Here is a 6,778-nt window from a genome sequence, read left to right on the forward strand (position 1 = left end):
GAGCCACTTGCGGCTCGCATCGACCTGGACGCTGTTGTAGACGTCGCCTGGTTGCACCGCCAGCTCGCGCCGAATCACCTTATCCTTGGTGATCGTATTGCCTTGGATGACAATCTTGTCCACATAAGCCTGGCTCCCTTCGGCGATCTTGAAGAGCAGGTCGATCTTTCCGCTTTCCACGTTGGGAAGGCGCTCCGGCCGAATCTCTGCATCGATGTAGCCGCGCTGACCATAATAATCGCGAAGATCCTTCAGGTCGTCATCTAGTCCTTTCGGAGAAAAGACCGATCCTTCCCTCATCTTGATCGAAGAGAGGATATCCGCGTTGGAATACACCTGGTTGCCGGAAAGCTGGATCGTCCCCACGCGATATTGGACTCCTTCGTGGATCACGATCGTGATGGCGGTCTCTTCCTTGGTGGGATGGTCGACTTTGACGTCGCGGATGCTCATGTCGATATAGCCGTGATTCTGATAGAACTCTTTGAGCTTCCGTAAGTCTTCCTGAAACTGCTCCTCTTTGAGCAGGCCGGATTTATTGAAAAAGGAGAGAAGATTCTTCTTCTTCGTCTTGAACTGCTTCTGGAGCTCTTTCGCGGGAAAGCTGTTGTTGCCCTCGAATCTCATCAGAGTGATGAAGCGCTTTTCGCCTTCCGAGATCAGCATGGTGACTACCGCCCGTCCGAACTCCTCGTTTACATCGATCTTGTAGTTGACCTGTGCGTCACCGAAACCGTGGTTTTGGTAGTATTCTTTGATCTTTTCGGCGTCGGCCGAAATTTGGAATTCGCTCAACGGATCGCCGACCTTCGCTTTCATCTGGTGCTTGACCGTCTCGATCTTGACTCCCTGTGCTCCCTTGATGACGATCTCCTTGATGAGCGGCTTCGGCTGAACGACGACGAGCACCTTGACGCCGTCGCCCATCGGCTCACTCGTGATGCGCAGGTTGGTAAAGAGACCGGTTGCATAGAGATTGCGGACGTCTTCCTCCACGGTGGTCGCTACATACGGTTGGCCCACGGTCGTGTGCATGTTGGAGAGGATCATGCTCCGGTTGACCGATTTCGGACCGACGTAAACGACTTCGATCTCCTTGACAGGCGGACCGGACGCCTGGGCGCCCGAGGCGCTCGGCGGGGCGATCACCTTTTTTGGGCGTTGTTTGCGAGCGACTGGAGCAGGAGGGGGCTGCTCTTCCGAGGGAGCAATCGGCTGTGCGGCGGGTGGAGGCGCTTCCTCCGGGGAGGGAAGAGGAGGAGGGGCGAGCCTGGGGGCCGTGGGAACGACCGGTCCGGGCGGCGGTTGCTCGGAAGGCGGCGGAGTCGCCGCTTGGGTCTCGTTCGGAGAGCCGGAAGGCTCGCTTGGGGGTTGGTCTAAGAGGGCTGGCGGAGTCTTGGGAACGTTTTCTAAGGGAAGCAGGGGAGGAGTTTCCGCCGCCTGTGCCCCTTGTGCAGGGGTCCCGCTCGGCTCATTGCCGTCGGAAGCGGGGGCGGCAAAGGGGCGTGTCTGGCTTCCGAACCAGACGACGATTGTCAGCATCAAGGAAGCCCATAGCGGCGGGCGGCAATCCAGCGACCAGTGCGAGAACCGTTTTTCTGGCTTCACGCGGTGGTGCCGTATCGCCGATGCGTCTACGTTTCCTCGTCGCTTGCTCCCGAAGCCGCGGCTTACTCCGAGGCGTCGGCTGAGTGGTCTTCTCGGTCCGAGGCGGCGGAAGATTTCGCTTTCCTGGGAGACGACTTTTTCCGCGTCTCGCCCTTTGCTTTTGCCTCTTTCCCTTTTGCCTTTTCCGCGGGAGGAACCAGTTCTACCGAGAGTTGAGCGGTCACATCGGGATGGAGGTCGATCGACAGGCTGTAGGCGCGCAACTCCTTAAGAGGACGGTCCATCCGGATCTTTTTCCGGTCGAGCTCGATCCCTTCATCCTTGAGACGATCGGCGATGTTTTGGGCTGTAACGGCACCGAACACCTTCTCCTGCTCTTCGGAGCCCGATGCGAGCGTGAAGACCAGCTTGAGCTTTTGCAAGCGGGAGGCCAGCTCTTGCGCCGCCTGGAACTCGGCCGCCTCTCTCTCGGCTCGTCGCTTGCGCAAAAGCTCGATATGGTGTTTTGTCGCCATGGTCGCTATCGTCGCCATGCGCTTAGGCAACAAGAAGTTATGAGCGTATCCGCTCTTGACCTTTACTAAATCCCCTTCCGCTCCCAAGCCATCGATTCTCGTATGCAGAAGCACTTCCACCAGCATTGATATCTCTCCCTTGGTTGATTCTGGATTGCTCTTCCCGTGGCTCGCCTGCCGTCTTCTCCGTGCATCCCGCTCTTTCTCTATCGGCTCGGGTTTCCGAACCGGTCCGGGCCAGAAAGTCGACGAAAACCCGAGCTTAAAACGGAACGTCGTCTCCGTCGGGGACGTTCTCCTCGAGCGATCGGGAGAGTTCTCCTGCCTCTCGAGGTCGTCCCTGTTCTTCCCCAGACGGAGGGCTCCCCGCCGACTTGCCTCGACCCAGAAATTGGATTCGTTCCGCGCGGACTCGGAGACGGTTTCGCTTTTCTCCCTCCCGCGTTTCCCACTGCTCGAACTGCAACCTTCCCTCGACAAAGACGGGGGATCCCCGCTGGAGAAACTCCTTGGCTGTTTCGGCCTGGCGACCCCAGGCAACGACGTCGACGAAACAGGTCTCTTCCTTCACCTGTCCATCTTGACCTCGAATGGAGGTGTTGACCGCCATGGAAAGATCTCCGACGGCGGTTCCCTTGGGGGTGTAGCGCACCTCGGGATCCCGGGTCAAATTGCCGATCAGAAACACGCGATTGAGGTTAGCCACGGGAGATCCTTACTTTTCTTTATTTAAGTGTTTAATTTACACGGGCGCAGCGGCTGCCTCCGGAGCCTGCTTTTTTCGAAGGTAGAACTGACGAAAGAGGAAAGGATGGGCCTTCTGCCCCTGCGCAAGAGCCGCAATGCGGCCAGGCTCCAAGGAAAAGATCAGGTTGACGTAGTATCCAAACTCGATCTGTTGGGCCACTCGCTCGAAGCGCCGCCGGTCCATCTTCTGGCAGCCGAGCACCTCTCCCCCTTCGGAGCGAATCGTCGACTCGAGTTCCTCTATGGCTTCCTTGACGTTCTCATCTTTTCCTTGAACGTTTAAGATATACAATCCGTCATAAATCGCTTTCATGATCGATCGAATCGCCTTTCTTCGAAGGGGTCCCGATTGTTACGCGTTAAATCGGCTCATCGCTACCGCAATACCGAACTCCTGACAACACTCAAATGCATCGACGGCCCGCTCGATCATGGCCTGAAGCAGGGGTTGCTCGTCGTCGCGGAAACGCCCGAGGACAAAATCGGCTAAGTCGATCCCTTGGGGTAAGGGACCGATCCCACACCGGAGCCTTCCAAAGGCTTCTGTTCCGATCGCAGAAGCAATGGATCGGAGGCCTCGATGGCCGCCCGATGAGCCCGCCGGCCGCAAACGAAGCTTGCCGAGCGGCAGGGAGACGTCGTCGACGATCACGAAGATATCCTCTGGTTTCTTTTTGAGTCTTTGTAAGAACTTACGCACGACCACCCCACTCTCGTTCATGTAACAGAGAGGAGAGATAAAGATTTCTCGTTTCCCTTCCGCAATGCATGCCGGCCCCCAGCGTTCCGGACGCCAAGCCAGTTTGTGCCGTTGCGCGGCGGCTTCGGCTACCATGAGACCGACGTTGTGTCGTGTGCCGTCGTATTCCGGGCCGGGATTCCCTAATCCGAAAATAAGAGAAAACACCTTCCCGAGTTCTCGGTTCGCCGGCCAATCCCGATGTGGCGCAATCGCCTTTGGGACGCCGCTTCGGTTCGATCCGCTCGAGTTGCTCTTCCGATAGCCGAGGCTATTCCTTGGCTTCTTCCTTCGCTTCCTCGGCTTCCTTCCGCTCGCGTACTAACTCTGGCTCTTTTGCTTCTTCCGCCGCCGCAGCCTCTTCCACTTGCGGGGCTGTCACCGTGAAAAGCACCTGATCTTTCGGATTGAGGAACTCGACACCCGCAGGCGGCGGGACATCTCCGACATGGATCGATTGACCGACGTCCAGCGCCTCGACGGAGACTGGGATCGATTCGGGAAGATCATGAGGCAAGCAGCTGATCCTCAAGTGGCGAATCGGAGCCTGCAAAAGCCCTCCCCCGGTACGGACTCCGACCGGATCACCGAGGGGGTGTACCTCCACTTCGGTATGAATCTTCTCGTCGGCGGAAAGTTCGTGAAGATCGACATGCAAGATGCGGTCGGTCAGGGGATGCTCCTGAATGGCTTGGAGAAAGGCAAGCTTCTGCTGGGAGCTCCCGCCATCCTCGACTTGGAGATCGATCAAAACCTTTTCCGTTCCTCTTCCGTGAAAAGCCGCTACAAGCTCCGTCGCATTGATTTCCAACGCCACATGGCCTTTTCTCCCGTAGAGCACGGCGGGAATTTTCCCCTCCGCCCGCAGACGTCGCACCCGGTGTCTTCCCACCGCCGAGCGCCGTTGAGCCTTGAGCGATACCGTACGAGCCATATCTGAACCTCCAATTCGGTTAAAGAGGGAGTGAGTAGCATAGCGCGGGAAAGTCTGCACGACAATTCTCTGTTCGGCGCCCGAAAGCAATCTATCCGCCGGGCAAGGAAGAACCGCGCCTCTTCCTCGTTTTGCTCGAAGCAAGAAGAAGCGGATAGTATTTTGTCCAGAGCATGCCCGCGCAATCCGACGAACGTCCGAATCCAGACTCGCTCTTGGCCGTGGTGGCGAAAGAAGAAGCGGAGAAGCGTAGGGGAAATCTCAAGATTTTTCTGGGCATGTGTCCCGGGGTCGGAAAGACCTTCGCAATGCTCCAAGCCGCTCGTGTCGAGCAGGCCAACGGCCGCGACGTCGTGATCGGATATGTCGAAACGCACGGGCGGAAGGAAACCGAGGCATTGACCGAGGGGCTTCCGAAGATTCCTCGGCGTACGGTGGAGTACCGAGGGCTTCGGCTGGAGGAGATGGATCTCGACGCCCTGCTGAAACGGCGGCCGCATCTGGCCGTCGTCGATGAGCTCGCGCACACGAACGCACCGGGCAGCCGTCACCCGAAACGTTACCAAGACGTCGAGGAGCTGCTGGAGGCGGGAATCGACGTATTCACCACTCTCAATGTCCAGCATATCGAGAGCCGGACCGACACCGTGCAACAGATTACGGGTGCCCCTGTCCAAGAGACCGTGCCGGACCGATTCATCGATTTGGCGGAAATCGAGGTGATCGACCTATCGGCTGAGGATCTGCTCGAACGGCTCTCCGAAGGCAAGGTCTACATCCCCGATCGAGCGCGAGCCGCTGCCCTCCATTTTTTCCGGGAAGGAAACCTGCGGGCGCTCCGCGAGATCGTCCTGCGTCTGGCCGCGGAAAAGGCGGGCAAGGATGTGCATGAGTACATGCAGCTCATGCATATCCTGGGACCGTGGAAGAGCGGCCACCGGCTGATGGTGGCGGTGAGCGCGAGTCCCTTTTCGGAGCCGCTCATTCGATGGACTCGCCGGTTGGCCGACAGTTTGGGGTGTCCATGGATTGCAGCATATGTGGAGTCGATTCACCCGCTTTCCTCTGACGAAGAAGCTCGTCTGGCCAATCATCTGGATCTGGTCCGCCGTCTAGGAGGTGAGGTCGCGATGGCGACCGATGACGATCTGGTACGCGGGCTGGTTCGCATCGCCCGGCAGCACAACGTGACCCAGATCGTCGTCGGTAAGCCGGGCGGAAGAGGTCTCCTTGATTGGCTTCGGAGCCGTTCGTTGCTTTACCGACTCGCCCGGGAGAGCGGCGAGATCGACCTACATATCGTCCGGGTGGAGGGAGAATCGAAGCCGACGCGGCCTCCCTTCCGGTGGCAGATGGTGGAATCTCCCGGCTCCTCTTACGGGGTGGCGGCTGCCGTCGTCTTCGGCCTGAGTCTCGTGAATCTCGCCCTCCACCACTGGCTCGGCAGTCGGTCGATCGGGCTGATCTATCTGCTGGGGATCGTATTTTTAGCGTTGGTCGTCGGAAGGGGCCCGGTCCTCCTCGCGGCCCTTTTGAGCGCGGTTCTCTGGGATTTCTTCTTTCTCTCTCCACGGTTCACCCTTGGAGTATTCGAGCTCGAAAACGCGATCATGGTCAGCACCTACCTGGTGGTCGCTCTCGTTTTGGGGCAGTTCATCGCCCGAGCCCGTGCGCAAGAGAAGGCCGAAAGGCGAAGGGAGCAGAGGGTGACCGCCCTCTACCTCCTTACGCAGGAGCTCTCCTCCGCCACGACCATGGACGACATTGCTTCCCGGGTGGTCGAGCACATCGGGAGAACGTTTCATGCAGAGGTAGCTCTCTTCTTGGCTAATCCGATGGAGAAGAAGCTCTACTCGGTGCCGCACTGGGCGAGCACCTTCCGGGTGAGCGAACGCGAAGTGGCTGTCGCCACTTGGGCGTTCGAAAACGTGAGGCCCTCGGGCCGATTCACCGATAACCTTCCTCTTTCCCAGGGACTCTACGTACCTTTGGTCAGTTCGGGGAAGCCGGTAGGGGTCTTGGGCGTGCGGCTTCTGGAAGAGAGAAACTTAACCTTCGACCAAAAAACCCTGTTGCAGGCTTGCGCGAATCAAATCGCTCTGGTGATCGATCGGCAGAACCTCTGCGAGATAGCCGAGCACTCGCGATTGGCGGCCGAGTCGGAGCGCTTGAGCCAAACTCTTCTGAATTCGATCTCGCACGAGATGCGGACTCCGCTCGCCGTGATCACGGCGG

Annotated in this window: 7 protein-coding genes; 1 reads left to right on the forward strand and 6 read right to left on the reverse strand. The window is 58.4% G+C overall.

What is annotated here, in order from left to right; translation table 11 throughout:
- The 6 genes from bamA to FN369_RS00565 all read right to left on the reverse strand — a co-directional run.
- Positions 1–1,608: outer membrane protein assembly factor BamA (gene bamA, locus FN369_RS00540; RefSeq protein WP_246189462.1), on the reverse strand; the 1,608-nt coding region annotated here is incomplete at its 3' end.
- A 62-nt stretch (positions 1,609–1,670) separates the two neighbouring features.
- The gene (gene rplI, locus FN369_RS00545) at positions 1,671–2,249 is read right to left on the reverse strand and encodes a 50S ribosomal protein L9 (RefSeq protein ID WP_142524274.1); all 579 of its coding nucleotides are present in this window, start codon (positions 2,247–2,249) and stop codon (positions 1,671–1,673) included.
- A gap of 136 nt (positions 2,250–2,385) precedes the next feature.
- Positions 2,386–2,829, reverse strand: coding sequence for a single-stranded DNA-binding protein (locus tag FN369_RS00550; RefSeq protein WP_142524275.1), 444 nt, complete (start codon positions 2,827–2,829; stop codon positions 2,386–2,388).
- Positions 2,830–2,865: 36 nt separating this feature from the next.
- Complete coding sequence (locus tag FN369_RS00555; RefSeq protein ID WP_142524276.1) at positions 2,866–3,183, reverse strand: 30S ribosomal protein S6; 318 nt, start codon at positions 3,181–3,183, stop codon at positions 2,866–2,868.
- A gap of 39 nt (positions 3,184–3,222) precedes the next feature.
- A complete protein-coding gene (gene pth, locus FN369_RS00560) occupies positions 3,223–3,777 on the reverse strand; it encodes an aminoacyl-tRNA hydrolase (RefSeq protein WP_142524277.1) in 555 nt (184 codons plus the stop codon).
- 103 nt (positions 3,778–3,880) lie between these two features.
- On the reverse strand, positions 3,881–4,543 hold the full coding sequence (locus FN369_RS00565; protein WP_142524278.1) for a 50S ribosomal protein L25: 663 nt from the start codon (positions 4,541–4,543) through the stop codon (positions 3,881–3,883).
- A gap of 173 nt (positions 4,544–4,716) precedes the next feature.
- On the opposite strand from FN369_RS00565, the gene FN369_RS00570 reads away from it, so the two are divergent.
- Positions 4,717–6,778: DUF4118 domain-containing protein (locus FN369_RS00570; RefSeq protein WP_246189463.1), on the forward strand; the 2,062-nt coding region annotated here is incomplete at its 3' end.

It is taken from the genome of Methylacidimicrobium cyclopophantes, assembly GCF_902143385.2.
In the GTDB taxonomy this organism is placed as follows: Bacteria; Verrucomicrobiota; Verrucomicrobiia; order Methylacidiphilales; family Methylacidiphilaceae; genus Methylacidimicrobium; species Methylacidimicrobium cyclopophantes.